The organism is Psychrobacter sp. T6-1, from assembly GCF_052258445.1.
Genome location: NZ_JBQQFC010000359.1, coordinates 1 through 2,195, shown reverse-complemented (window position 1 = coordinate 2,195; position 2,195 = coordinate 1). Strand labels below are relative to the sequence as shown.

Annotated in this window: 2 protein-coding genes; both read right to left on the bottom strand. The window is 46.9% G+C overall.

All coding sequences use genetic code 11. The features are described from left to right. A partial coding sequence (locus tag ACTXGO_RS12745; RefSeq protein ID WP_443574792.1) for a flotillin family protein occupies positions 1-1,505 on the bottom strand: 1,505 nt, incomplete at its 3' end. 58 nt (positions 1,506-1,563) lie between these two features. Continuing rightward, the coding region (locus tag ACTXGO_RS12740; RefSeq protein WP_443574791.1) for a hypothetical protein at positions 1,564-2,195 on the bottom strand (632 nt) is incomplete at its 5' end.

Below are 2,195 nucleotides of genomic sequence, written 5' to 3'. Positions count from 1 at the left end.
CGTGCGGCGATGACCTCAGCATTTGCCATGCCTTTTTCGCGCTCTGATTGCGCTTCAGCTTGCCCTGTGGCTCTGATGATATTGGCTTTGGCGAGACCTTCTTTTTCTAAGGAGTCTGCTTTGGCTTCTTGAATAGCCGCTTCAGCAAAACCATGCGCGGACTCTTCAGCCTTGATGCCTTCTGCCATTTTGACTTTAGCTTCGGCGTCTTTGGCTGAGGCTTCTAGATTGGCATTAGCCAGAGTCATGATTTCAACCGCTTTGTGCTTAGCAGATAGCTCTTCGGCTTCGGCCTTTTTGACTTGACGGACTTTGATCTCTTCGGCGTCCGCTTCAGCGGCGAGGACGCGAGTTTGCTTGTCACGATCCGCTTCACTGACTTCGCGGACTTCTTTGATGCGCTCTTCTTCTTGTGCCACTGACTTATCGACAACGATACGCTCACGGATGACGTTAGCGATTTCTTTTTTCTCAAGCTCAATCGCTTTTTCAGCTTCAATACGCTGCAGATCCACTTCACGCTCGCGCGAGACGATCTCTAAATCTTGAGCGCGGGTGACTTTTTCTTGCTCAATGATCACCGCACGCATTCGGTTTTGCTCAGCGACTTCGATTTCACGTTGCTGGTTTTCACGTTGTACCGCTAAGTCTTGCTCCACCATAATGACCGCAGTTTCAGACTTTTTGCGCTCTTCTTCTTCAATTTTGCGCGTTTCAGCCGTCTCGCGAGCAATCACTGAAGAGATTTCACGATTTTGCTTGGCTTCGGCGTCCGCTTGTTGACGCTCAAGCTCAAGCATCGCCTCAACGGTTTCGACGTTTTTCTTTTTCACCGCCAGCTCTTCGTCACGTTCAAGCTCGTTGGTAATGATGTTTTGCGTCGCTGTCAGCTGCGTGATCTTTTTGATACCCTCAGCGTCCAAGATATTGCTGGAGTCAAGCGAGGCTTTTGGCGTTTGCTCTAAGTAATCAATCGCCACATCTTCTAGGACATAACCGTTAAGATCGTTGCCAATCTCTTGCACGATACTGTCACGAAACTCGCTACGATTTTCAAACAGCTTAACGAAATCAATTTGCTTGCCGACCGTTTTGAGCGCCTCTGAGAACTTAGCATTAAATAGCTCATTGACCGCCACTTTGTCTGAGGCGCGCTCAACACCAACCGATTTGGCAACTTTAAGTACGTCCTCTTCGGTCTCGTTGACTCGCAAATAAAACGCCACGGTGATATCAGCACGCATATTGTCCGCGCAAATCAGTCCCTCTTTACCGCGGCGATCAACCTCTAGAGTGATTAATGAGATTCGCATCAGCTCTTTTTTATTGATAATAGGCCAAACAAAGCCACCATCAAAACGCACGGCGATTTTATTCACGCCGTTAATAATAAGCGCCTTGCCTTGCTCAACCTTAAAATAAAAGGCTTTGAGCATGAGCAGCGCTGCCATAACGAAAACAAATGCCAGCACCACAACCACGCCGACGATAATGAGTATGTCCATATTTTTTCCTATAATTAAAACAAGCTATGCCACTATAAATGGCGATTATCAGTAATTTCTAATCTTTAACGCGTTCTACTCGGTAGGTATTGGCTTCTGCTAAATACTCAACCAACACGACTTTATCGCCTTGTTTAAGCGAGTACTCTTGCTCACTGCTATCAGGACGAATCTTGAGTATTAGTCCGGCGCCGCCATCACTTAATTGCGCCTCGCCGTGCTTGTCTGTGACGCTAAGCGTGCGCACGATGGCTGTTTTTCCGATGTTGCTAATAGCGTTGCGCTTGGGAATTTTGGCAATGTTTTTGCGAATAGGGGCGATGATCAGGCCTGTCAGCCACATAGATACGACGAGTACCAATAATAAAGCGCCTGTACCAAACACCCAATACAAAATACCTGAGCTAATATAATCATGTAGCAAGCTGGTATAGACGTAGCTAAGCAGCCAACCGATGAGGCTAATTAGCGTTAAAATAATAATGAGCGGCACGCCGTATAACCCAAATTTAAGTAGCAATCCTGAAAAAAACCCTGCCGATGACACCTCAGAGATATCGGCGCTATCGCCAACATCTACGCTATCCATATCTACCATGCCGAGCAAAGAGACGATCCAATACAAGGTGACAAACATGACTAGACCGGTAAAGACAAGCGTCGGATACAAACTGATCTTGGTGATGAATA